28 protein-coding genes and 1 tRNA gene are annotated in these 24601 nt (G+C 36.2%); 15 read left to right on the top strand and 14 right to left on the bottom strand.

The window, feature by feature from the left end:
• The first annotated feature begins 22 nt into the window (after positions 1-22).
• The 15 genes from OZP10_RS15195 to OZP10_RS15265 are packed head-to-tail and all read left to right on the top strand — an operon-like array spanning position 23 to position 12515.
• Positions 23-673: a DNA cytosine methyltransferase gene (locus OZP10_RS15195; RefSeq protein WP_281631637.1), complete on the top strand. Its 651-nt coding sequence runs from the start codon at positions 23-25 to the stop codon at positions 671-673.
• Positions 654-3122: a TraG family conjugative transposon ATPase gene (locus OZP10_RS15200; RefSeq protein WP_281631638.1), complete on the top strand. Its 2469-nt coding sequence runs from the start codon at positions 654-656 to the stop codon at positions 3120-3122. The genes OZP10_RS15195 and OZP10_RS15200 overlap by 20 nt, the downstream gene beginning before the upstream one ends.
• Positions 3123-3134: 12 nt before the next feature.
• The gene (locus OZP10_RS15205) at positions 3135-3824 is read left to right on the top strand and encodes a conjugal transfer protein TraI (protein ID WP_281631639.1); all 690 of its coding nucleotides are present in this window, start codon (positions 3135-3137) and stop codon (positions 3822-3824) included.
• Between the two features lie 12 nt (positions 3825-3836).
• Positions 3837-4457, top strand: coding sequence for a hypothetical protein (locus tag OZP10_RS15210; RefSeq protein WP_281631640.1), 621 nt, complete (start codon positions 3837-3839; stop codon positions 4455-4457).
• Positions 4458-4468: 11 nt separating this feature from the next.
• Positions 4469-5104: a TerB family tellurite resistance protein gene (locus OZP10_RS15215; RefSeq protein WP_281631641.1), complete on the top strand. Its 636-nt coding sequence runs from the start codon at positions 4469-4471 to the stop codon at positions 5102-5104.
• Between the two features lie 10 nt (positions 5105-5114).
• Positions 5115-6317, top strand: a complete 1203-nt coding sequence (gene traJ, locus OZP10_RS15220) for a conjugative transposon protein TraJ (protein ID WP_281631642.1) — start codon at positions 5115-5117, stop codon at positions 6315-6317.
• 12 nt (positions 6318-6329) lie between these two features.
• Positions 6330-6953 (top strand): conjugative transposon protein TraK, encoded by a 624-nt coding sequence (gene traK, locus OZP10_RS15225; RefSeq protein ID WP_281631643.1) that lies wholly within the window; start codon positions 6330-6332, stop codon positions 6951-6953.
• Positions 6950-7402 (top strand): hypothetical protein, encoded by a 453-nt coding sequence (locus OZP10_RS15230; protein ID WP_281631644.1) that lies wholly within the window; start codon positions 6950-6952, stop codon positions 7400-7402. The genes traK and OZP10_RS15230 overlap by 4 nt, the downstream gene beginning before the upstream one ends.
• Positions 7403-7406: 4 nt before the next feature.
• Positions 7407-8693, top strand: coding sequence for a conjugative transposon protein TraM (gene traM / locus OZP10_RS15235; RefSeq protein ID WP_281631645.1), 1287 nt, complete (start codon positions 7407-7409; stop codon positions 8691-8693).
• On the top strand, positions 8683-9540 hold the full coding sequence (traN, locus tag OZP10_RS15240; protein WP_281631646.1) for a conjugative transposon protein TraN: 858 nt from the start codon (positions 8683-8685) through the stop codon (positions 9538-9540). Before traM ends, traN begins: the two co-directional genes overlap by 11 nt.
• Positions 9541-9567: 27 nt before the next feature.
• Entirely contained in the window at positions 9568-10371 is an 804-nt protein-coding gene (locus OZP10_RS15245; protein WP_281631647.1) for a hypothetical protein, read from the top strand.
• A gap of 25 nt (positions 10372-10396) precedes the next feature.
• Complete coding sequence (locus OZP10_RS15250) at positions 10397-11428, top strand: hypothetical protein (RefSeq protein WP_281631648.1); 1032 nt, start codon at positions 10397-10399, stop codon at positions 11426-11428.
• 22 nt (positions 11429-11450) lie between these two features.
• On the top strand, positions 11451-11747 hold the full coding sequence (locus OZP10_RS15255; RefSeq protein ID WP_281631649.1) for a hypothetical protein: 297 nt from the start codon (positions 11451-11453) through the stop codon (positions 11745-11747).
• A 10-nt stretch (positions 11748-11757) separates the two neighbouring features.
• Positions 11758-12183 carry a hypothetical protein gene (locus tag OZP10_RS15260; protein ID WP_281631650.1) on the top strand — a complete coding sequence of 142 codons (426 nt, stop codon included), beginning with the start codon at positions 11758-11760 and terminating at the stop codon, positions 12181-12183.
• A gap of 41 nt (positions 12184-12224) precedes the next feature.
• A complete protein-coding gene (locus OZP10_RS15265) occupies positions 12225-12515 on the top strand; it encodes a MerR family transcriptional regulator (protein WP_281631651.1) in 291 nt (96 codons plus the stop codon).
• Between the two features lie 331 nt (positions 12516-12846).
• Here OZP10_RS15265 and OZP10_RS15270 read toward each other — a convergent pair whose 3' ends face one another.
• The 14 genes from OZP10_RS15270 to OZP10_RS15335 form a co-directional block, all read right to left on the bottom strand.
• Entirely contained in the window at positions 12847-13314 is a 468-nt protein-coding gene (locus OZP10_RS15270) for an HAD domain-containing protein (RefSeq protein WP_281631652.1), read from the bottom strand.
• A gap of 53 nt (positions 13315-13367) precedes the next feature.
• Positions 13368-13712: a hypothetical protein gene (locus OZP10_RS15275; protein ID WP_281631653.1), complete on the bottom strand. Its 345-nt coding sequence runs from the start codon at positions 13710-13712 to the stop codon at positions 13368-13370.
• A gap of 172 nt (positions 13713-13884) precedes the next feature.
• Positions 13885-15111, bottom strand: a complete 1227-nt coding sequence (locus tag OZP10_RS15280) for a site-specific integrase (protein WP_281631654.1) — start codon at positions 15109-15111, stop codon at positions 13885-13887.
• A 260-nt stretch (positions 15112-15371) separates the two neighbouring features.
• Positions 15372-15459: transfer RNA gene (locus OZP10_RS15285), tRNA-Ser, on the bottom strand.
• 150 nt (positions 15460-15609) lie between these two features.
• The gene (locus OZP10_RS15290; protein WP_095931760.1) at positions 15610-16008 is read right to left on the bottom strand and encodes an acyl-CoA thioesterase; all 399 of its coding nucleotides are present in this window, start codon (positions 16006-16008) and stop codon (positions 15610-15612) included.
• Position 16009: 1 nt separating this feature from the next.
• The gene (ribB, locus tag OZP10_RS15295; protein WP_177210538.1) at positions 16010-17143 is read right to left on the bottom strand and encodes a 3,4-dihydroxy-2-butanone-4-phosphate synthase; all 1134 of its coding nucleotides are present in this window, start codon (positions 17141-17143) and stop codon (positions 16010-16012) included.
• A 2-nt stretch (positions 17144-17145) separates the two neighbouring features.
• Entirely contained in the window at positions 17146-18600 is a 1455-nt protein-coding gene (locus tag OZP10_RS15300) for an LptF/LptG family permease (protein ID WP_281631655.1), read from the bottom strand.
• Positions 18601-18608: 8 nt separating this feature from the next.
• Positions 18609-19235, bottom strand: a complete 627-nt coding sequence (lolA1, locus tag OZP10_RS15305) for an outer membrane lipoprotein periplasmic chaperone LolA1 (RefSeq protein ID WP_462676712.1) — start codon at positions 19233-19235, stop codon at positions 18609-18611.
• A gap of 73 nt (positions 19236-19308) precedes the next feature.
• Positions 19309-21768, bottom strand: a complete 2460-nt coding sequence (locus OZP10_RS15310) for a DNA translocase FtsK (RefSeq protein ID WP_281631656.1) — start codon at positions 21766-21768, stop codon at positions 19309-19311.
• Positions 21769-21786: 18 nt separating this feature from the next.
• Positions 21787-22161 (bottom strand): diacylglycerol kinase family protein, encoded by a 375-nt coding sequence (locus OZP10_RS15315; RefSeq protein ID WP_057119332.1) that lies wholly within the window; start codon positions 22159-22161, stop codon positions 21787-21789.
• Between the two features lie 13 nt (positions 22162-22174).
• Complete coding sequence (gene tpx, locus OZP10_RS15320) at positions 22175-22672, bottom strand: thiol peroxidase (RefSeq protein ID WP_281631657.1); 498 nt, start codon at positions 22670-22672, stop codon at positions 22175-22177.
• Between the two features lie 396 nt (positions 22673-23068).
• Positions 23069-23326: a DUF6952 family protein gene (locus OZP10_RS15325; protein WP_008462029.1), complete on the bottom strand. Its 258-nt coding sequence runs from the start codon at positions 23324-23326 to the stop codon at positions 23069-23071.
• A gap of 105 nt (positions 23327-23431) precedes the next feature.
• On the bottom strand, positions 23432-23740 hold the full coding sequence (locus tag OZP10_RS15330) for a thioredoxin family protein (RefSeq protein ID WP_008462030.1): 309 nt from the start codon (positions 23738-23740) through the stop codon (positions 23432-23434).
• Between the two features lie 185 nt (positions 23741-23925).
• Positions 23926-24564: a peroxiredoxin gene (locus OZP10_RS15335; RefSeq protein ID WP_012024184.1), complete on the bottom strand. Its 639-nt coding sequence runs from the start codon at positions 24562-24564 to the stop codon at positions 23926-23928.
• Positions 24565-24601 lie beyond the last annotated feature (37 nt).

The raw sequence follows: 24601 nt of genomic DNA on the forward strand, positions 1-24601 counted from the left end.
GTTATAGAGATGGAGGTGGATTATGAAAGTCTTAAACTTATATGCCGGAATTGGCGGAAACCGAAAAAACTGGCATGACGTATCGGTTACGGCAGTTGAGCTGGATCCTGCGCTGGCTGCTTTGTATGCGCAGAACTTTCCAGATGATAAAGTGATTGTAGGGGATGCACACCAGTATCTTTTGGATCATTACAAAGAATTTGATTTTATCTGGTCATCACCGCCGTGCCAGTCACATTCCTCTTTTCGGCAGAATATCTGCGTGAGATTCCGAGGCACTCCTGCTGTTTTTCCTGACATGAGGCTGTATCAGGAAATTTTATTTCTGCAGCATAATGCAGAGTGTTTATGGGCCGTTGAAAATGTCAAGCCTTATTACACTGTGCTTATCGAACCTGATGCTGCTTTGCAGCGTCATCTTTTCTGGTCAAATTTTCAGATTCCCGAATCGGAAATAAAGGCAGGAATTAAAATACGACACGCACAGATTCCTGAGCTTGAAGAGTCTTTAGGTTTCTGTTTGAAGGGATCTAATATATCAAACAAAAGACAGGTCCTTCGAAACTGTGTGGATCCAAATCTTGGGCTTCATATTTTAAGTACGGCCAGAAGTCTCTATATGAGTAAAGTGAAGATTAGTAAAATTATGAAAAATGGAAAAGGAGTTAGATGATGTTTTACCGATCATGGACGTGCAGCATGACTGCATACTATCAAAGCAGGGAGACATTACTGTGGTCTTTAAGGCTGATCTGCCGGAAATTTTCACAATGTCGGACCAGGAATATGAGGCGTTTCACCAGTCATGGATAAAAGCTGTAAAAATACTTCCGAAGTTCACAGTTTTTCATAAACAGGATTGGTTTTTAGAAAGCAGGTATAAAGCGGACTTTAATAATGAGGACAGCAGTTTTTTGACCAGAAGCAGTGAGAGATTTTTCAATGAAAGGCCATTTCTGGATCACTCATGTTATATAATGATTACCAAAAAACCGGCAGGAAGAAAAAATTCCAGTTCGTTATTTTCTAGTCTTATAAGGAATAATCTAGTGCCTGACGAAACGCTAAATAGGCAGTTCCTTCAAGACTTCATTGACAGTGCAGGCCAGTTTAAAAGGATTATGGAAGACAGCGGGTTCATTAGACTCACAAGACTTCGTAATAATGAGCTGATAAGCCAGAGCAGAAAGACAGGTCTTATAGAAAAGTATTGTTTTCTATCAGAAAATGAAAATTCGTTTATATACAATGATCTCAAGTTTTCAGACGGGATGCAGATAGGGGATAAGCACAGCCAGCTTTTTACTCTTGGGGATGCCGCTGATCTGCCGGCGCTCTGCGGTTCGAGAATCAATTTTGACCGTTACTCAACGGATAAGACAAAGTTCAGCATTGGATTTGCCTCAACACTCGGCCAGCTGCTGTCCTGCAATCATATATACAACCAGTATATTTTCATTGAAGACGCACAGAAGACAATCCAAAAACTGGAGAGTAAAAGATTGCGGCTTCAGTCACTCTCAGCCTACAGCAGGGAAAATATGATTGCCAGAGATGCCACAAATGATTTTCTCAATGAGGCTATTGCACAGCAGCGGCTGCCGGTTAAAGCGCATTTTAATGTGCTGGCCTGGTCATCTGAAAAGGAAGAACTGAAAGACATAAAAAACAAAGTTTCATCAGCTCTCGCGCAGATGGACGCAGCGGCTAAACAGGAAACAGTTGGAGCACCGCAGATTTACTGGGCGGGGATTCCCGGAAATGCAGCGGATTTTCCAATGAATGATGCCTTTGACACTTTTACCGAGCAGGCAGTCTGTTTTCTGAATATGGAAACAGGATACCGTTCCTCACTGAGTCCCTGCGGAATAAGATTGGGAGACCGTCTGACCGGCAAGCCTGTCCACGTGGATATCAGCGACGAACCTGTTAAGATGGGAATTTGTACTAACCGAAACAAGTTCGTTTTGGGGCCTTCTGGAAGCGGAAAATCCTTTTTTACCAATCATATGGTCAGAAGCTATTACGAACAGGGAACTCATATTGTTCTGGTGGACGTCGGGCACAGCTATAAAGGCTTATGTGATATGGTAAACGGCTATTATTTTACCTATGACGAAAAGAACCCGATCCGTTTTAATCCCTTTTATATCGGGGAAGGAGACAGTCTGGATACCGAGAAAAAGGAAAGCATCAAAACGCTTCTACTGGCTTTGTGGAAGAAAGATGACGAAACCTTTAATAGAAGTGAGTATGTGGCGCTTTCCAATGCCCTTCAGCTGTATTTTGAAAAACTTGATAAGGATGAATCCATCTTTCCATGTTTCAATACTTTTTATGAGTTTTTAAAACAGGAGTTTGTAACAATTCTTCAGGGTGATAATGTAAAAGATAAGGATTTTGATGTGAATAATTTCCTTTATGTGCTTCGCCCTTATTACAGCGGAGGAGAGTTTGACTATCTGCTCAATGCTACTGAAAATCTTGATCTGCTAAAAGAGCGCTTTATTGTATTTGAACTGGATAACATCAAAGACCATCCAATTCTTTTTCCAGTGGTGACCATCATCATCATGGAGGTATTTATCAGCAAGATGAGAAAGCTCAAGGGCATACGAAAAATGATCCTTATTGAGGAAGCATGGAAAGCTATTGCGAAGGAAGGAATGTCAGAATATATCAAATATCTTTTTAAAACTGTGCGTAAGTTCTTTGGCGAGGCAATAGTAGTAACGCAGGAGGTTGAAGACATTATCTCTTCACCCATAGTGAAGCAGGCCATTATTAATAACAGTGACTGCAAAATTCTGCTGGACCAGAGCAAGTATCAAAACAAGTTTGACCAGATTCAGGAACTGCTTGGGCTGACCGATAAAGAAAAAGCACTGGTGCTTTCGGTGAACAAAGCAAATGATCCTGCCAAGAAATACAAGGAAGTTTTTATCTCGCTTGGCGGGATGCTGTCCAAGGTATACAGGACAGAAGTATCTCTGGAGGAATATCTTGCCTACACAACAGAGGAAAGCGAGAAAGTAAAAATGAATGCCTACGCTCAGAAATTTGGCGGAGACATCAAAAAAGGAATTGCCGCTATGGCTCAGGAATTAAGAAACGGAACTTAAAATATTGAAGGAATGAAAACAAAAATTAAGGCCGCTGCATTTTTAATGTGCTTTTTATTAATAAGCATGCCTGCAAGACCGGCAGAAAAGATGACGGCCCTGCCGATACTGGAGATTGTAAAAGCAGTTACAAAAAAAGTAATAAAGGCAATTGATCTGGGTATCCAGAGAATGCAGAATAAGACCATCTGGCTTCAGAATGCACAGAAACAGATTGAAAACACACTTTCAAAACTGAAACTCGATGAGATTTCAGACTGGACAAAAAAACAGCGTGACCTCTACAAGGATTATTACGATGAACTGCAGAAGGTGAAATCTATTATTACGTACTATCAGAGGATTAAAGAAATTTCAGCAAAACAGACCAGGCTGATTGATGAGTATGAAAAGGCCTGGAATCTTTTTAAAAGAGACGACCATTTCAAGAGCTCTGAACTTGAATACATGGGAAAAGTGTATGACGGAATTCTTGAAGAAAGTATGAAGAATATCGACCAGATATTTTTAATCATCGAATCTTTCACCATGCAGATGAGCGATCTGAAAAGACTCGAAATTATAAATACAGCAGCGGATCAGATAGATTCAAATTACAATGATCTGAGACTTTTTAACCAGCAGAATGTTCTGCTCAGCCTCCAGAGAGCAAAAACGGATGCTGATGTAAATAAAGTGAAACAATTTTATGGAATTCCGTAATCAACTTTAAAAATGATGAAAAATATAATAATGCTTCTTGCGGTTTTATGTTTATCTGCATGCCAGCTTCAGGCTCAGCAGGCAAAGCAGAAAAGGATGCTGCTGCTTCAGATAGCAGCCCTGCGGACTTATGTGGATTATGCGGCAAAAGGCTATAAGGCAGTTAAAAGCGGACTTAATTTTATATCAGATGCAAAGAAAGGAGAAGTGAACCTGCACAGCGATTATTTCACATCACTGGTATCAGTTAATCCTAAAGTAAAAAACTACGGCAGGGTGGCTGAAATAATCACTCTTCAGATTGAAATTTTTAAGATATATAAAAATACTTTAGCAAGCCTCCCTCAGGATGATCTGTTTCTCGGAAATGAACTTGAATACATTGAAAGGACTTTCAGGCGCCTGCTGGACAGCTGTGATGACAATCTTGATATACTGCTTCTGATCACAACAACTACATCACTTGAAATGAAAGATGATGAACGTATTGAACGTATTGATGGACTGTACGAAGCTGTGCAGGAAGATTATGCCTTCTGTAAAAAATTCAGCGGTGAGCTGAAACTTCTGGCATTATCAAAAAAAAGAGAAAAAAATGATGTGAAACAAGCCGAAGTTCTACTTGGCTTATAAATTAACAAATCATGAAAAAGATACTTATGTTTTTTGCAATGTTTTTTCTTTTCTGCATGCCTTTTTCAGGAAAGGCACAGTCAGCTGAAATCCAGCAGCTCATTTTAAATATCGAAAAACTCTCGCAGTTTAAAAAGATATTAAGTGATATGAAGAAAGGATATGATATTCTCAGCGGAGGGTATAAGGCTGTTAAGGATATGTCGGAAGGAAATTTTTCACTGCATAAGACTTTTCTGGATGCCCTGATGCAGGTCAGCCCAGTTGTAAAAAATTACAAGAGAGTCGGGGATATAATCGAATATCAGTTTACGCTTGTTAGGGAAAGCAGAAAAGGGATAGACCGCATCATTAAGAATGAAAGGTTCAGCCGTCAGGAAATCCAGTATTTTGAAAAAGTGTATTCTAATTTAAGCAGGGAAAGCCTTAGAAATATAGATGAACTGACTTCCATCGTAACAGCAGACAAACTCAGAATGAGTGATGACGAAAGGCTTGCAGCTATAGATAAGATATATGAAGATATGCAGCAGAAGGTGCTCTTTCTAAATGATTTTAACGGATCAACATCAGTGCTTGCGCTGCAGCGTTCTAAGGAAGCTAATGATGTGAATGCGATGCGGAACAGTTATCAGTTTAAAAATTAACTCTGGCCTTATGATAAATATTTTCAAATCAGCCCTATTAGTTTTAATGCTCTTTATGTTCCCGGAAAAGGTTTCTGCACAGGGACTTGGAGATAATATAGGCAGTCTTCATGCAGTTCTGGAACAGCTTTATGATGAGATGATGCCCCTATGCAGTAATCTGATTGGAGTCGGGCAGGGGCTGGCGGGTTTTGCCGCAGTCTTTTATATCGCTTCCAGAGTCTGGCGACATATTGCCAATGCGGAACCGATTGATTTTTATCCGCTCTTCAGGCCCTTTGTGATCGGTTTCTGTATTATGATTTTTCCTTCTGTTCTGGCGCTCTTAAACGGGGTTATGAAACCAACTGTTACTGCCACAGCTTCTATGGTTGACGGGTCAAACAAAGCAATCGAAGTGCTGCTGAGAGAAAAAGAAAAAGCAGTAAAAGAAAGCGCACCTTGGAAAATGTATGTCGGAGTGCTGGGTACAGGCGACCGCGACAGATGGTATAAATACACGCACGAGGGCGCAGATCCTTCTGATGAAGGACTTATGGAAGGAATTGGAAATGATGTAAAATTTGCAATGGAGAAAGCTTCATACAGTTTCAGGAATTCTGTAAAGGAATGGGTGAGCGAAATTCTGAGAATTCTCTTCGAAGCTTCTTCATTGTGTATTGATACGCTCAGGACGTTCCAGCTTGTGGTGCTGTCAATTTTAGGACCTCTGGTATTTGGTATCGCAGTCTTTGACGGATTCCAGCATACCCTGACGGTCTGGCTTGCCAGGTATATAAACATTTATCTCTGGCTTCCCGTTGCCAACATTTTCGGAAGCATTATCGGGAAGATTCAGGAACAGATGCTAAGGCTTGATATCTCACAGATTAATACTTCGGGAGATACCTTTTTCAGCAGGACCGATATAGGATACTTAATTTTCATGATTATAGGAATTGTGGGGTACTTTACTGTCCCTTCCGTAGCCAATTATATCGTGCATGCATCAGGAGGAAGCGCATTGGGACAGAAAGTGACAAGCCTGTTTGGCGGATCAACTTCTACTGTGATCGGAGGTGCTGCCACAGGAACAGGAATGATAATGGATTCAATGGGCAATGCGGCAGGCAGAATGAGCCAGAGCATGTCGTCTTCAGCCGCTGCGTCGCCTTATTTTGAGGAAAAAGGAAATTACATGAGCGACAAGCTCAAAGGAAACTCTAAAAGTTAAAAACACTAGATTATGTTTAGTAAAATGAAAAATATTGATACGGCTTTCCGCCATGTCAGAGGATTTAGCATGCTGGTTATCCTTTGCTGCGCTGCCATAACCTGTTATGCTCTTTATAAAAGTTTCAGTTCCGTCGCTTTGATGCAGGACAAGGTTTACATCCTGGCAAATGGAAAGGCGCTTGAGGCATTTGCATCAGACCGTAAGGATAATGTACAAGTTGAAGCAAGGGATCATGTCAGGACATTCCATCAGTTTTTCTTCAGCCTTGACCCAGATGATAAAGTAATTAAAGCCAATGTAACCAAGGCCTTGTATCTGGCTGATAATTCTGTTAAACGCATATATGATGATTTAAAAGAAAACGGATATTATTCGGGAATTATATCAGGAAATATAAGCCAGACTGTTATTGTAGACAGCGTCCGCATTGATATTAATGAATATCCCTACCGCTTTAAATGTTATGCCCGGCAGAACATCATAAGGACAACAAGCATATTGAACAGAAATCTGATTACAGAAGGAACGCTGCGAAATGTTTCAAGGAGCGATAACAATCCGCATGGTTTTCTGATTGAACGTTTCAATACTCTTGAGAATAAAGATCTTGGAACAGTAAACAGAAATCCATGAGAAGTCTGCTGCGAAAACAAAGACAGAATGTAAAATCTTCAAGGCCATATCTGATTATCAGATTCTGGTGGGTAACAAAAATGGATAGGCTAACTAGAGACCTTTCAAATTCACAGCTCAAGTTTTCTGTAATCATTTTTGCGGCCCTTGGAACGATTTTATGTGTTTATAACGCATTGAGCGGTTTTCTGTCAGAAAGTCAAAAATCAATGCACATTGATGCAGTAAAAGTGATTAAGCCTGCTTATAATGATGAGGGAGGCCAGATGCATTCTCTGGATCTGCCATTAAAAAAATATGCTGAGAGATCCAATCTCAGCAGATATATTGACAGTGTGATAAATGCAGCAGATTTAATCGATTTATGTAAAAATCAAAATTCCAATTCTAAAGATTTTACCAGCAGTCCGAAGCTCAAGGAAACTAATTCATCTAACTATAAAAAATAAGATTATGGAAAATAAAACTCTTTCAGGCAGAGAGAAAAAGAACCGCAGTATGATGCTGGTTCTTCCACTGCTTGTTCTTCCATTTATAACCATGCTGTTCTGGGTGCTTGGAGGAGGCAAAGGAACAGAAAATCCAATTTCGGGAACTGAAAAAAAAGGATTTAATATGCTGCTTCCAAATCCAAAACTAAAGGAAGATTCCAGTCTGGATAAAATGAGCTATTATGACCAGGCATCAATTGATTCGATAAAACTGCAGGAACAAAAAAAGAAAGATCCTAATTATTCGGTTGGTGCGGAAGATAATGATAATCTTGAATCAAAACGTTTTTTTGATATGGATGAGGTTCCCTGGAATGATAAAAAAAATGGACTGAACACAGGCTATCTAAAACCAGAGAATGAAAAGAAGATGTACCAGAAACTTGAAGCGCTACAAAAAGCAATTTCGGAGCCTCCAAGAGATTATCAGAACGGTCAGGATATGAGGGAATTTCAGTACCAGAAACCACCTTACGGTGAAACAGCAGAGATGAAAAATCTTGAACAGCTCATGACAGCAATGAGTGCGCCTTCCGAGCCTGATCCTGAACTTGCCCAGCTTGGCGGCATGCTGGAAAATATTCTGGATATCCAGCACCCAGAACGTGTTCAGGAAAAACTGCGGCAGAACTCAAAGCTTCAAAAAGGAAAAGTTTTTTCAGTGAGTAGAAAAGCTGAAGAGCAAAACCTGAGCTCTCTTCAGACCACGAAAGTAAATGATGAGCAGCCAATAAATTCATTTTATTCGCTTGATGATGAAACCAAAGATGAAGAAGTTCAGAACGCAGTTGAGGCAGCGGTTCATGAAACGCAGACCATCGTAAACGGATCCATTGTAAAAATCAGGCTGATAAACGATGTTTTTATCAATGGGATACTTATTCCTAGAAACAGTTTCGTTTTTGGAACAGCTTCACTTAAGGGGGAAAGGCTCGAAATAAAGATCAGTAGTATAAAATACCAGAATTCCATTTTCCCTGTTGAACTTTCGGTTTTTGATATCGACGGCATTAAAGGTATTTACATCCCAGGAACTATAAATAGAGATGTTGCAAAAGCTTCTGCCGACAGATCCATGCAGAGTATTGGACTCTCAGGAGTCAGTGATTCATGGGGTACTCAGGCAGCAGGTATGGGAGTTGAGGCAGCCAAGTCACTTTTAAGCAGAAAAGTTAAACTGATAAAGGTTGCAGTTAAGGCGGGGTACAAAGTGCTCCTTTATGATGAAAAAGAGAAGAATGAAAAATAATATTAAGCTAAGTGAAATGAAAAAGTTAAAAACATTAATTATCATATTTATTTTTTTGTCTGGATTTTCAGCTTCAGCGCAGTATGACGCTGCAGCCGAATACAATAATATACAGCTTGGCTACTCCAAAACTACAAGTATTTTATTTCCTTATGCTATAAAAAGCTTGGATATAGGAAGCCGTGATGTACTTGTACAGAAAGCTAAGGGAGTGGAAAACATACTGCTTCTCAAAGCCGGTAAGCAGAATTTTCTACAGACTAACCTGACTGTTGTCACTTCCGACGGTAAGCTTTACAGCTTTATTTTAAACTTTGATGATCTGTGTCCGACATTAAAAGTAGAAGCGGGACTAAGAGCAGATGAAGACAAATCCCTGCTGTTTTCCCTTGAGAACGAAAACCAGAAAGAAATAAAAGAATATGCACTGCTGGCATTATCCAAGAAAAATAAGGTAGGCGGACTGGATTCAAAAAATGCAGAAATTGAATTTAAGGTTGACGGCATTTTTATTCATCAGGACGTGATGTACTTCAGAGTGTTTTTAGGGAATGATTCCAGGATTAACTACGATGTGGACCAGCTTCGTTTTTTTATCAGAGACCAGAAAAAATCGAAAAGAACTGCAGTTCAGGAAATAGAAATGACACCGCTTTTATGCACCGGCGACTTTAGCAGGATTTCCGACAAATCTGAAACAACAGTAGTTTTTGCCATATCTAAATTTACTATACCAGAAAAGAAGAAATTCACAATGCAGGTCTTTGAAAAAAATGGAGGAAGGCATCTGGAACTTAACATAAAAAACAGGCACCTGGTTAATCTTGAAATACTGGGTAACCGATAAGCAGTACTAATTTTAAATGCGAATATCATGAACGAGAAAAATGTACAGTATCTGAAAGACCAGTTAAAATATACTGGATTCGGAGAAACTTTTGATGCTGAATTAAGAGAGAATATTCAGAAAGGGGATAAGGATTTTAAAATAGCGCATACCGGTATTATGAACAATGGTGTGCCTAATAAAGATACCGTGACCGTTGAACTGAATTTTAAAAAGTCCGACCAGAGCGATATGTATTTTTTCAATTCCTATCAAGTTAATCTTCAGAAAGAGGAAAATAAGCCGGGATTGGAACAGACTTTTTATATTAATAATGATAATACCAGCATTACACTCAAAGAGGCGTATAATTTGATGGAGGGCAGATCGGTTAATAAAGATTTAAAGAATAAGGACGGTGAAACCTACAATTGCTGGATTCGTATGGACTTCAAGGAAAGCGACGACCGTGGAAATTTCAAACTTCAGCATTATCATCAGAACTATGGCTATGATCTCGAAGCTTCGCTGGAAAAGCATTCCATAAAAGAACTTCTGACACCGCAGTACAAGGAAGATCTGATGAATTCTCTGAAAAAAGGTAATCTGCAGTCTGTAACTTTCGTAGTCGGCGGAGAGGAGCGTAAACAGTTTGTTGAGGCTAATCCCCAGTTTAAAACTATTAAGGTTTATGATTCTTCCCTACAGAGAATAAATGACCGTGAAAGCAAGAATGAAAAGCAGTCGCAGTCCAAAGAAAAGAGCGCAGAACAGAAAAATAACGATGATGAGCCTTCTCAGAAGGAAAAGAACAGTAACTCCCGTTCAAAAAAAGCGGGCAGATCAGTTTAAGGCTCTGCAGTAATAAGTATCGGTCATGTCTTCTGAAAACAATAGAGTAGAAAACGAGATAAAATTGTGGATGTCCAAGGAAGAAAAATTAAAATTTTTATTTCAAAATAGCCCGCAGGTTGAACGCTCTTTTGGAGTTGAGAAACTGAAATTTTTTAAGATGCTGCTTTTTAAATATAAAAAGACTAAATCTGTAGACGAAAAAATAACTTTGAGATTTCTTAAGCATGAATATAATAATTTGAGGCGTCAGGTCTATCCGAATATCATTCGCCGACTTCTAAATGAAGCGCTAAGCGCTGTTGTTTTTCAAAGGATAGATAAACGGGATTATCTTAGAGATCTGGAATTAAACAAGAAGAATTTAGAGGATCAGCTTACAAAAAGCGGTTTTCATGAGGCTTATGGCAAAGTATTGGAGCATATGCAGGAACAGCAGTTAAATTTTTCTGTTCCCGTTTCTTATCATATCTCAGAAAATGAGAGACTTGAATATTCATTGCAATTTGTAAAAGATGCACAGGGGGCTTATCAGTTTGATGGATTCAGATCAATTCTTCATACAGATTCGTCGCCATCTGGGCGGAGTGCGCATTACTTTAAGAATGAAAAATCTGAGAGCTTTAATGCTTCAGAGGCATACGAAATGCTTGCGGGAAGAGCAGTTCTTAAAAGCGGAACTTGGAAACAGTTTAATTTCTGCGATAGAGACCTTAATGACAATTATCGTATACATGAGTTTCCAGAAGCGTATGGATACAATGTCAGCAGTGCTTTGCGGGCTGTTCCTCTTAAAAATGATGACTATGAGACATTCGAATCCCTCGCCGATTCTTTGAAAAAGGGCAGGAGGGAAGAAGCTGTACTGCTGATTCAAGGGAGAGAAATGAAAGTTTTTTTGGAAGCAAATCCACGCTTTAAGACCTTGACTTTTTATAACGACAGGATGCAGAAACTTAGTCTGGCGGAAATTAAAAACGGCTGTAAAATTAGTCCCGTGGTAAAACCGCAGCAGAATATTGAGACTCAGACCGCAAAAAAGGTGCATCATATCTGATGTTTATAAATCTTATTTGGTTATGGAAAATCTTAAACTTTTATCGGGATTTTTTCAGGCTATTGAAAACGACTTTAGGGTCAGCACCACGCATATTGCAATATTTGCGGCTCTGCTTCAGTTTCGTGCCTGTAAAGATTTTGTCAATCCGATACAGGCATACAGCATAGAAATCCAGAATATTGCCAAGGTCATATCTCCAAAGACATATCATAAGTGTATGCGCGAATTGGATAATTATGGTTATATAATTTATGTTCCGACAAAGAATAAGAATAAGCGGAGCAGTATTTATTTTCATTTAGATCATTTATCTTAAAACAAATCTGATGAGTACAAAAAAATATTCAGTCAGCGACCATTTCGATTTTGAATCAAGACTTTCGAATCTGGAAACTTTATTTTTGAATTGTAATAATTACCGGAATCTGGTTTCAGACGTTTCCAATTTAGCGCAGAAATGCAAAAGCTCTTATTCGAAAATAGACCTGTCGAGTCTTTTTTACATTCTGATGGATGAAGGATTGCTGTTTTTTGATAAGTCAGATAAAAGGATGAACAGGGCCAGATTTCAGAACTTTATTTCCCATTGTTTTACATACTCTGGTGATGGAGGATGTCAAAAAGATATTACTTCAATCAGCAGGCAGTTTTCAGAATGCAGCGGTTTTATTTACAAAGATAAACAGATTAAATTTTTAGATACCTTAATTGCAAGGCTGCAGGAAAGGAAATCTCGTCTTGAAATCTGGTAGACGTATTTTTTATTTTTAGTATTTATAAAATTATTCTAGTGATGGCAAAAGTTATAACAGAAAAAAAAAGTGCTTTACTTTTAAAGTTTAAAGAGATTATAGAGCCTGTACTTGCAAGGCTTGAAACGATAGATTCGAAAATCAGCGGAAATAGTAAAAGTTTAAAACCTGGCTTTTACAGAAATGAAGATTTAAAAAAAATATTTGGACTATCTACTAATACCATTGTCAAATACAGACGGACAGGGATTCTCCCTTACACGAAGCTGGGAGATATATTTTTATATGAAGCTAAAAAGATTGAAAAAATACTGCATGATAATGAAGTTTAGTTTCTATTTTGTCCATTATGTTAAAGTGCTAAAATCATATATATAATAGCAATGTTGGTGTCTATCATTTTTATTGTTTATTTTGATTTTCTCAAATCATAGATGCGGTGTCTATCATCATGTCTATCATCATGTCCATGTTCAGAGTATTTTTGGATAAGCTGATGAAAATTCCAGACAAATTTAAAGCCACATTTACATCCTTAATTTTTTTAAAATATCTTTTTTAGAAACCTAAATTATCTTTAAGTTTCACATTAGTTTCAATAAACCTTAAAAAGAAAAGACGACCAAGTAGGTCGTCTTTTTTATTATTACTTGTAATTGAAATTTAAATTACTGCAAATTCTTCTTTTCTCAAAATATCAATTGCTTCTAAGGCTTGATCAGTTGTTAATCCAACAGTACCACTAGTTATTATTGCTTTGTTTTTGATATAATCAGGTAAACCATTTAAAGTTTTATCATCATCTAAAATAACAAAACTTTCAGAACTATTTGTTTTATTGCACCAGCGAAGTATTTCTTCTTTTCTATTAAGATTATCTAAGTTTGGTTCAAGTGCAGTAATGTTGGCTATAATACCTCTATTTTTAAAAATTATTTCCCACTCCGAATTACTGAATTTTGACTTATGTGAAGTGGTCAATAGAATTCTTGCTCCAGTATTATAAATAATATTCTGAAGATTACTTACAGCTCTTGAACTAAAATTGGCAAATCCATCAGATAATATTTCTGTAGGTCTCCAAGAAGTAGCAGGAACCATAACTCCGTCTATGTCTAATAGTATTAACATGTTGCAAAGGTACTCCTTTTTTTGTTTAGTGCAATATAATGATTTCTTTTAATTTAATCTTTATCATAACGTTCTGCAAAAAGTCTTCGAGAATCTTCATCATCATAATCTACTAAACTAACATTTACATGATTCCATAAAAGTTCAACTTGTGTAGCATTTGTACCTCCAGGTGTAATTTCAGGATTACTCTCTAATAGTTTATGACAGATATATCTATGATGTCCATCAACAATTCTTCCATTTGAAGTTTTTATTGCACTAAAGTTATTTCCGTTTTGTAATCTTTTGTGTATTCTCTCTAGAATTGGGAAACTTACTTCTATTTGTCCTGGATTGTATTCAAATTCTGTCTCTTGTATAAATTTCACAACCTGATCATATGTTATTTGTTTCATATTGTAACTGTATTGGTTTTTGGGTTAATAACAAATGTATTAATTTTAAGTGTCTATTTTTAAATAGCTAGAAAGGGATGAAAAAACAAATTGTGTGTTTTTAAACTTCTACGGTTTTCGAATAATAAATTATTATCTCTTACCGTCACAATTAGAATATTGAGATTTAATTTTACTTAGATTCGTATCTTTTCATTACCTTAATCATGTCGTCCATAACATTGTGATCTAAAACTTTAGCATAATGCTGTGTCTGTTTTATATTGGTATGTCCCATCATTGAAGAGACATGTTCGATTCGGACTCCGTTTCCAAGGGTCACAGTTGTACCGAAGGTATGTCTTGCCACATACCATGTCAGATGTTTTTGTATGTTACAGATGTCGGCAATTTCTTTAAGATATGCATTCATTTTCTGGTTTGAAATAATTGGTATTAGTCCAATCTGTTTTCCTTGGTATTTTTCAATGATCCTTCTGGCAGGAGGAAGAACAGGTACGTTTTCTCTGATGTCAGTTTTTGTTCTGCTGGCCATTATCCATAATTCATTTTTGTTCTTTGAGAGAATATTAGCATTTGTAAGAGAACATGCGTCAACCGGAGCATAACCTGTATAGCAGCAGAACAGAAAAATGTCCCTAACTTTCTGAAGTCTTTCAATATCTATGACTTTATTTTCAATAAGGTTTAATTCTTCCTGTGATAAAAATACAGCATCTTTAACGCTGATCTTTCCATCATATACAATAAAGGGGTTTCTCTGTATTAATTCCATTTTGATGCAGTGTGTGCACGCAGTTTTAAACATTCGGATATATTTTACCACCGAGTTATTTTTAATTCCTTGTACGCTCTTAAAAGTACTCTCGTATTTAAGGTATTCCTCCAGTTTGTATATAAATGACGATTTAACTTCATCAATAGGAAAGTCTTCCTTATTATACTCTTTGAAAATAAAAGCTTTCATAAGTTCACTAGACCTCTGGTATTTTTGAAGTGAAGCTGGCGCCCTCTCTCCATTCTTAACTTTTTTTTCGAAATGATCGTTGTGTTTTTTTAAGATCTGAAGTATAGTTAGATCACACTTTTTGGGGGTTGGCAGTCCCATTAGTTCATTTTTAAGGATCTGAAGTTTTACCTCAGGTTTTAATTTAAAAAGTTCGTTGAATTTGCGTTCAATGTTAAGATGCAAATTGTCAAGAGCGCTCTTAATTACTTTTTCTTTTTCAATTTTTAAAACTCCCCTCAACTTAGAGGTTGCTTTCCATCTATCTGCGGCAATTGATTTTCCTGTAGATAGAGACGTTTCCTGTTCTTTGTAATTGATTCGCGCAAAGATCGGAGATTCACCGTTTAAATCGGCTTTTTGTGTTTTGATGTAGAAGATAACTTTTAACATGTCCTGCAGTTTTTAAATTAATTAAAATTGTTTAAAAAAAATGCGGGAAGCTTTGTTTTTAGGGGAATTCCCTGGGAATATGAAAAAATTAGTTGACCTGTTTCATCATAAAATTGACTTAAAATTGATAGGTACACCAATAGGTCCACTTTACTTTACTGTTTTAAGTATTTTTTGATAATGTCTTAAAAATGAAAAACCCTTTAAATACTAGTATTTAAAGGGTTTGTGACTTTTAAAGTTTCTTCTGAAACTTCATCTGGCGGAGAAAGAGGGATTCGAACCCCCGGACCTGTTACAGTCAACAGTTTTCAAGACTGCCGCATTCGACCGCTCTGCCATTTCTCCAGTATGTCGCGATCATTATCTGATTGCGGGTGCAAATATAAGACGGTTTTTCGGTTATAAAAACTTTTTTTGGACTTTTTTTTAAAGTTTTTTGAGATAATTTTCAAGTATCTAATTATCAGTATTTCCGAAAGTGATATTTTTTTTAAATTAATCTAAATCGTCTAAAATTGGCGTTGGTTTTTTGTGTTCGTCGACTGCAACAAACGAAAAAGTTCCTGAAACTACTGTTTCGCGAAGCTCAGAATACATTTGTTCCATAAAAATATCAACATGAATTTTACAGCTTGTTCTTCCAACGCTATCTACTTTTGCTACTAATTCGATTAAAGTTCCCGCAGGAATCGCCTTTTTAAAGTCAATTTGTCCTGTAGAAATTGTAACTACTTTTTTACGACTGAAACGTGTTGCACAGATAAAAGCAACTTCGTCCATTAAATGAAGAGCAGTTCCTCCAAATAAAGTATCGTAATGATTTGTCGTGCTAGGAAAAACGGCTTTGAAAATACGAGTTTCTGATTTTTGAATTCTTTCTTCGACTGTTCCCATATTAGTAATTAACGTATTCTGTAATTTCAAGTCCGTATCCAATCATACCGACACGTTTTGTTTGCTCTGTATTCGAAACCAGTCTAATTTTAGAAATATCTAAATCATGAAGAATTTGCGCTCCAATTCCGTAATCTTTGCTATCAATGATGACTTTTGGAGCTTTCAGAGTTCCGTTAGCTTGCAATGATTTAAGCTCAGAAATTCTGTTTAAAAGATTAACTGCAGTCATGTCTTGATTGATAAAGATAACAGCGCCTTTTCCGTTCTCGTTAATCACTTTGAACATGTCGTCCAATTGCTGTTCAGCATTATTAGTCAGCGTGCCTAACAAGTCGTTATTTACTTGCGAAGAGTGAATTCTTGTTAAGATAGGTTCGCCAAGATTCCAAGTTCCTTTAGTTAAAGCGATATGAATTTGCTTGTTGGTGGTTTGCTCGTAAGCTCTTAAACGGAAAGTTCCGAAACGAGTCTCAATATCAAAATCTTCTTTTTTAACGATTAGGCTATCGTGCTGCATTCTATAAGCAACCAAATCTTCAATAGAAACTAATTTTAAATCAAATTTCTTTGCCACTTTGATCAATTCTGGCAAACGTGACATTGTTCCGTCTTCGTTTAAAATTTCGCAGATTACACCAGCAGGTTTAAATCCCGCAAGACGTGCAAAATCAATAGCTGCTTCCGTATGGCCAGTTCTTCTTAAAACACCGCCTTGTTTAGCGATTAAAGGAAAAATATGGCCAGGACGAGCTAAATCGTGAGGTTTTGTATTTGGATCAACTAATGATTGAACTGTTTTTGATCTATCGGCAGCAGAAATTCCAGTTGTAACCCCTTGACCTTTTAAATCAACAGAAACAGTAAAAGCAGTTTCCATGTGATCTGTATTGTTGGTAACCATAGCGCGAAGATCTAATTCCTTGCATCGGCTTTCTGTAAGCGGTGTACAAATTAAACCACGTCCGTGAGTAGCCATAAAGTTGATCATTTCTGGAGTAACTTTTTCGGCAGCAGCCAAAAAATCACCTTCATTTTCTCGATCCTCATCATCGACTACAATGATTACTTTACCTTGACGAATATCTTCTATAGCTTCTTCAATGGTATTCAGTTGTATTTTTGTTGTTGACATAATTATTTTTGCTTTTGAGCAGATGAAAACCGCTCAGAGATTTTCTGAATTAGTTGTGAAATTGGGGTTGTGATCGCATCAAAATTAATCAAACCATTATCGTTTGTAGCGCGATAGGTTAATAATATGGCAAGCGGCGATAAGACAAAAGATGACATCCATGATCCCATAAATGGAGTCATACCGCCTTCTTGAGATAACCTTTTTCCGAATGTATTGATGAAATGGAAAGTAATAAAGATTAAAACAGCAAATACAATAGGAAGTCCAAGTCCTCCTTTTCTAATAATAGCGCCAAGCGGAGCTCCAATAAAGAACATTAAGAAACAGGCAAAAGCAATAACAAACTTCTCGTATAATGCATTGTAGTGTTTGTTGATTTCTCGCTCTTTGTCTTTTAAATCTTTCTGTGTCGTTTCTATAGAATAAATATTACTGGTAATATTGCTTCCTGCCATTTTTAAAATATCAACTTTGTCTTTATTAGAATAAATAGACAAAACATCGTTTGGAAGCGGTTTCTTCTTGATATTTTTTTGAGTATTTTCATAGAATCTTTTAATTCCAACACGCTGATTGATGTTTTCAGAAAAGGAAACAATTTCGTTATCTAAATTTTTACTCAATGAGTCTAAAGTATAGCGCAATTCATTAACGTTTAGCATTGCATTTGTTCCTGCAATACTTTCTTTACTGTCATCGACTTTGTTTAGTTCAGATAAATCGATATTGATAATCTGTGTCTTAAATTTTCCTTTTATAAAAGGCATTTTCGCACGATCCTCATATTTTTTTGGAGTAACATCTTGGTAGTAATAACCGTCATTTAATACCAGTTTTAAAATGCTAGATTTTTCATTGCTTACAAGTTCCCCTGTTTTAGCTTTAATCACGGTTTTGTTTTCGCCCAAATTATTCGCTTTCTCGTGAATAGTCACACCAGTCAAGTGATTGCCGTTTTCGCCAGATTTTTTGTTTACTTTAATATTGTAAGTGCCAACATCATTAAACTGACCCTCGGCAATTGCCATAGCTGGTTTTGCTTGAGCGATGTTTTTTCTAAAATTGACAAATTTATATTCGGCATAAGGAATTACATTGTTTGCAAACCAAAATGCAACAATACTTAAAACGAAAATAAAAATAATTAGTACTCTCATTGCTCTTTGCAGCGAGATCCCAGACGATTTCATGGCTGCGAACTCATAATTTTCGGCAAGATTTCCGAAAGTCATGATTGAAGCTAATAAAACCGAAAGAGGTAAAACTAACGGGATAATTCGTGGCATAGAAAAAAGCAGGAATTTCACGACCAATATTAAATCGAGATCTTTACCTGCTAGTTCTGAAATAAATAGCCATACTGTTTGCAGTATGAATATGAAAAATAAGATTACAAATACCGTAGTAAATGTAAGTAAGAATGTTTTTAATAAGTATTTGTCTAGAATTTTCAACCTTCTAATTAATCTAATTTATTGATGTAGTATTTCGGGTATTTACTCGCTACAAAGGTAAATTGATTTTTTGATAATGGCTGATTGGTTTTAAAAGAATTAACGGTTAAAGTTGTTTTTGTTCCATTTTTTCCAGTTTCAATCAAATTGTAGATGTGTTTTGTCTGAACGTCAACACCTAACAAAATTTCTTTTCTTTGATCTTTTCCGCTAGTTGGAACCAATTTGATGTATTGAATTTTTCTTCCTTTTACATTCTGAACAATGTCCATGTTGTATTTGTAGCCAGAATTAAAGAAAGTAAGCATTTTTGAAGGAGTGATTGCATTATCATCTTTCTCGTTTACTTTAGAAATAGTAACTTCTTCGTCTTCAGGAACAATAGTGTATGTTTTTTGACCGTCAAAAATTTTAGTAACGCCCATGAAATTTAAAACATATTGGTTTCCTTTCATTGTTACGTTTCCTTTACTGTCTTGATTGATGTTTTCTTTGGCATTATTCAAAGAATATTTAAAATCGATAACAATATTGTCGTAGCTTTTTATTTTAGAAGTTACTTCGTTCAATAAATCTTTCGCTTTTTTATCTTGCGCCTGAATAGAAGTGAAGCTCAAAAGCAAAATGATTGCCATTTGGAAACACTTTTTAGTCATGTTTGTGATAGAATTGTTGTTGATTTCTTGAATTTTTGCTTTCATGATTGGATTAATTTTGTTCATTATTAAAAAATTGATCAAGAGCATTTAAATCTAAAATGTTTACACTGCGTGCTTTACTGCCTTCAAACGGACCAACAATACCTGCTGCCTCAAGTTGATCGATCAAACGACCAGCTCTGTTGTATCCTAATTTTAATTTTCGTTGCAATAAAGAAGCAGAACCCTGCTGTGCATTGACAATAATCTCTGCCGCTTCTCTAAATAAAGTATCTCTTTCGGAAATATCTATATCAAGATTAATGCCACTTTCTTCTCCGACAAACTCTGGAAGCAAATAAGCTGTAGCGTAAGCTTTTTGTCCGCCAATGAAATCTGTAATTTTTTCTACTTCTGGAGTGTCAATGAAAGCGCATTGTACACGGATTACGTCGTTTCCATTAGTGTATAATAAATCTCCGCGTCCAATAAGCTGATCTGCACCTTGAGTATCCAAAATAGTTCTAGAGTCAATTTTAGAAGTTACTCTAAATGCTATTCTGGCAGGGAAATTGGCTTTAATTAAACCTGTAATAACGTTTACAGAAGGTCTTTGTGTTGCAATAATTAAGTGAATACCAATAGCACGGGCTAATTGAGCCAAACGCGCAATCGGAACTTCAACTTCTTTTCCTGCAGTCATAATCAAATCGGCAAACTCATCGACAACCAAAACGATGTAAGGTAAAAATCTATGACCGGCTTCTGGGTTTAATTTTCTCGCTTTAAATTTATCGTTGTATTCTTTAATGTTACGAACCATCGCGTCTTTTAGTAAAGAATAACGATTGTCCATTTCAGTACAAAGCGAATTTAAAGTATTGACAACTTTTGCGTTATCTGTAATAATAGCGTCTTCTGTATCAGGAAGTTTGGCTAAATAATGTCTTTCAATTTTATTAAAAAGTGTAAGCTCCACTTTTTTCGGGTCAACTAAAACAAATTTTACTTCTGCTGGATGTTTTTTATATAAAAGAGAAGTTAAAACCGCATTTAATCCAACCGATTTTCCTTGTCCAGTAGCACCCGCCATCAGTAAGTGAGGCATTTTAGCTAAATCGACAACAAAAGTTTCGTTTGAAATGGTTTTTCCTAAAGCAATTGGCAGTTCCATTTCAGCTTCTTGGAATTTTGCAGCTCCAATAACACTTTTCATAGAAACCATAGTTGGGTTTTTATTCGGAACCTCGATACCAATTGTCCCTTTTCCTGGAATTGGCGCAATAATACGAATTCCTAAAGCTGACAATGACAAAGCAATATCATCTTCTAAACTTTTAATTTTAGAAATTCTGATTCCAGCTTCCGGCACAATTTCGTATAAAGTAACAGATGGCCCAACCGTTGCTTTAATTTGTGCAATTTCAATTTTGTAGTTTCGAAGTGTATCTACAATCCTATTTTTATTTTCTTCTAATTCTTCTTGATTGATTGTAATTCCTCCAGTCGAATATTCTTTTAATAAATCAATGGTTGGGAATTTGTAATTGGATAAATCCAAAGTTGGATCAAATAATCCGAAATCGGCAACTAAGCGAGAAGCCAAGTTTTCTTCGATAATATCTTCTTCCTCTGCTTTTTCAATTACAAATGCTTCATCAGGAGAAACTAATGGAAGCTCTTGTTTTGGAGTAATTGGCTTTAAAACTGGATTTAATTCAATTTCAGACGAATGAGAAATAGTTGGCTTTAAAGCTTCTTTGTTAAGTTCGAATTGCGTGTCAACTGTTTTGATGTGAATGTCATCTATTTCAGGATCGCTTTCTACTTCTTCTTCTTCTTTAATAGCAAATTCTTCTAAATTGTAAGCGCTTTCAGGTTGATTTACCGCTGGTTTTAAAGTGTCTAATTCTGATTTAAATTCTTTTTTAGTAGAATCAAAATACGATTGAATTTTTTCTGGTGATAATTTGATTTTGAAAATCAGATAGATAATTAAACCAAAAAGTAGCGTAAGCAATGTACCTGTTTTTCCGATATAATCTTGAAGGAATAAGTTCAATTCGTAACCAATTGTTCCACCTAATTCTGGTGCAGAAGTAGCAAAGAAACCAAACAGTACAGAAACGATAATAATGGCAAAAATATCCCAGAACCAGGTGTTTTTTAGTTTTTGAGTTGAAAGCTCCAATGCCAAAAACATTCCGGTTAGGAAAAATAGACGTACGAAAATAAAAGACGCAAGTCCGAAACCTCTGTAAATAATTAAATCGGCCAAATAAGCCCCGAATTTTCCGAGCCAGTTCTCAGCAACTTCGGTACGATCACCGATCTGATTTACAACACTTTGGTCATTTTGCCATTGTCCGTTTACATAAAAAGAAATAAATGCGACCAATAGTGCAATAGAAAAAAGAACCAAAAGACAGCCTAAAACAAATCTTTGCTGTTTAGACATCTTAAATGATCTTTTAACTCCTTCCTGTTTTTCGTTTTTTTTATCTACAGTTTCTTTTTTATTTTTTGCCATTCTTGCGTTTTCCTTTGCCTAAATAAATTTTGGGATATAAATAATCAAGCCTATTGCAATTGCAGTCATTGCGGCAAAAAATACCGCTCCGGCAGCAATATCTTTAATAAAACCGATTCGTTTGCTGTAATCAGGATGGATAAAATCGGCAATTTTTTCTACTGCCGTATTTAATCCTTCAATAGCTAAAACTAAACCAATGGCTAAGGTTTGACATAGCCATTCGGTTTGAGAAATATGAAAATAGAATCCAGCAATTGTCATGATAATTCCCAATGAGAATTGAACCATAATGCTGTGTTCTGTTTTAATTAATTTTACAGCTCCGTTAAAAGCATACGTCATGCTTTTTAAACGACCTGTAACAAAAGTATTGTCTTTTTGAAACTCCATTTAAAGGAAAATATTATAATGCTGCTAAAGCTGCTTCGTAATTTGGTTCGTTTGCAATTTCTGCTACTTGTTCTGTATGAACAATTTTTCCGTTAGCATCTACAACAATGATCGCTCTTGAGTGTAAACCTGCTAATGGTCCGTCAACGATTTCTAATCCATTTGCTTTGCCAAAAGCTCCAGATTGAAAATCTGATAAGTTAACCACATTTTCTAAACCTTCAGCACCACAAAAACGTTTTTGAGCAAAAGGTAAATCTCTAGAAATACATAATACTGTAGTGTTTTCTAATTCGCTTGCACTTGCATTGAAAGTTCTAACTGATGTTGCGCAAGTTCCTGTATCAACACTAGGAAAGATGTTTAAAACTAATTTTTTACCAGCGAAATTGCTTAATGAAGCAACAGATAAATCGTTTTGTACTAATTTGAAGTCAGCTAATTGCGATCCAACTGCTGGTAATTCGCCTGATGTATGAACTGGATTTCCTCCTAATGTGATAGATGCCATGATTTTTGTTTAAAATTAATGAGGCTCAAAAGTAAGGATTAATATTTTAATCTAAAAGTATTTGTTAAGGGTTTAAGGAGAGATTAAGGATGGTTTTTTGATGGCCACGAATTCACGAATTTATCTAATTATTTTAGATTTATTACGTTTGTCGATAACCATAAAAGTCAATTGAAACCGTTTGCCCGCGAGAGGGATAGGAGCTGGCTACCGAAGTAGCGCGGATAGCCCGACATCATCCCGATAAAAGGGCGGATATGCGCAAAGTGAGTTAGCCCTTTTATCGGGATGATGTCTCGTCCAAATCATTATTTTTATGCACAAAAAAAAGCGTCCCTAAATTAGAAACGCTTTCTCAGTCTTGTTTTTGTATTTATTCTTGGGAAGGAGGTCGACTTACTTATCGATTGAGCCTAATACACGTTTCATGAACGTATTTAAAGCTTCTTTTTTATCTGTTCCTTGGGCAACTAATTTTTGTACTTCAAGGGCACCGTACATATTCGAAATCAATTCGCCGATTACGTCTAATTCTTCGTCTTTAAGAGAAGGAATTTCGGTCATTGCTTCTAGAACTTCGATCGTTTCTATGATATAATCCTGATCGTTTTCTTCGATGAATTGTGTTAAATGCTTAATTACAGGTAATTTCATGTTTAGATTTCTTAGATTTTTAGACTTTATTAGACTTCTTAGACTTTCTATAAATTTTGCAACATCTAAGTTGTCTAAAATCTAAGTAAGTCTAACGATCTAAAATTAAACAATAGCGTTTACTAAGTCAATTAAAACTTCTTGTTTGTTAGTTTGCGTTTCGCCAACTAATTGTCCGTTTACGAAAGTGGCAAATGTTGGCAAGTTGCTCACATTAGCTAATTTTCTAGACTCTGGAGAGTTTTCTGCATCAACCAAAACAAAAGTGATAGCTTCGTTTTCTGTTGCTAATTTTTTGAATTTTGGTTTCATAATACGGCAATTTCCACACCATGAAGCTGAATATTGTACTACTACTTTTTCGTTTTTAGCAACTAAATCTGCTAACGTATCTTCGTTTAAGTCGATTAACATAAGTTTTATTTTTTGAGATTCTAAGGTGCTAAGATTCTAAGGTTCTGAGTTTTTGAACCTTTGTGGATTTTAACAACTATAATTTTTTGAGATTTTTTGAGAGAGGATTAGATTTCTAAGTTACTAAGGCCTAAGAGTAAATCTTAGAACCTTAGCATCTTAGTATCTTAGTAACTAATTAAAAATTAGTTAGCGCTTAAGTATTCAGCAGTACTGATTCTGTCTGCAGACATAGCTTCTTTACCAGCTTCCCAGTTTGCTGGACAAACTTCACCTTTAGTTTGAATGTGTGTGTAAGCGTCAACCATTCTTAAGTATTCGTTTACGTTACGTCCTAATGGCATATCGTTAACACTTTCGTGGAAGATTTTTCCAGTTTCGTCAATTAGGTAAGTAGCTCTGTAAGTTACGTTTGAACCTTCGATGATAACTGAATCAGTGTCTTCACTGTAGCTTGTAGATTCGATATCAAGAATACCTAAAATGTTAGCTAAGTTACGGTTTGTATCCGCTAAGATTGGGTAAGTAACACCTTCGATTCCACCATTGTTTTTTGGAGTATTTAACCAAGCAAAGTGAACTTCGTTAGTATCGCAAGAAGCACCAATTACGATAGTATTTCTTTTTTCGAATTCTGGTAATGCAGCTTGAAAGGCGTGTAATTCAGTTGGGCAAACAAAAGTGAAATCTTTTGGGTACCAAAACAATAATACTTTTTTGTTGTTGTTTACTGCTTCTTCAAAAATGTTGATTTTTAAATTATCACCCATTTCTGAGATAGCATCTACTGCAATACTTGGGAATTTTTTTCCTACTAAAGACATATTTTTCGTTTTACGTTAAAAATTTATTTCTGGTGCA

It is taken from the genome of Flavobacterium luteolum (genome assembly GCF_027111275.1).
Classification (GTDB): domain Bacteria; phylum Bacteroidota; class Bacteroidia; order Flavobacteriales; family Flavobacteriaceae; genus Flavobacterium; species Flavobacterium luteolum.